Source organism: Candidatus Binatia bacterium (genome assembly GCA_023150935.1).
Taxonomy (GTDB): domain Bacteria; phylum Desulfobacterota; class Binatia; order HRBIN30; family HRBIN30; genus JAKLJW01.
This window is the reverse complement of sequence record JAKLJW010000194.1, coordinates 1-507: the sequence shown is the minus strand read 5'-3', so window position 1 is coordinate 507 and position 507 is coordinate 1. Positions and strand designations below refer to the sequence as shown.

General features: G+C 63.9%; 1 protein-coding gene. It reads right to left on the bottom strand.

The window, feature by feature from the left end; genetic code table 11:
* Positions 1-139 precede the first annotated feature (139 nt).
* Positions 140-409 carry a DUF2442 domain-containing protein gene (locus L6Q96_23710; GenBank protein MCK6557552.1) on the bottom strand — a complete coding sequence of 90 codons (270 nt, stop codon included), beginning with the start codon at positions 407-409 and terminating at the stop codon, positions 140-142.
* Positions 410-507 lie beyond the last annotated feature (98 nt).

The following is a 507-nucleotide window of genomic DNA, read 5'->3' as shown; positions in this document are numbered from 1 at the left end:
GGTCAAGTCGATCGCCGCGGGTTCTTCGCTGGTCGCGAGGAAGCGCAGCCGGCCGCGCCCGAAAAAAGCGGGCGGCCTGACGCCCACCCTTCAGCTCCAAACCCGAAGTCTAAGGCCTGACGTCCCGCGCACCGTCCCCTCAAGAGTTCTCGTAAGGGACGCCGAGAAGATTGGGAACAGAGATATCTTCGTCGATCTCCTCCCAGCGAAGCTCGACTCCGTGGTCGAGTAGCTCGACAGCTCGACGTTGCTCGGCGGTTGCGGCAGACAGGCGTGGGAACCACGCAAGGGGAACACCGAGCTCTCGTCCATCGACGAGGACGACGTACATCGTGGTGTCGGAGAACGACACCGTCGCCGCGCGGGGCGGTTCCGCTTCGAAATCAAGGCGTCGTGCCGAAGTGCCCATGCCATGCCTCCAGGAGAAAGCCACGGTTCTCGATTACGATCTCTCTTGCCCGCGACAGTTCGCCGGGTTGAAGCCCTCGTGCCCAGGCGAGCGCGACC

What these genes read in the sequence shown, in the direction of transcription:
- L6Q96_23710 (MCK6557552.1), bottom strand. Translation starts at nt 409, where the DNA reads ATGGGCACTTCGGCACGACGCCTTGATTTCGAAGCGGAACCGCCCCGC.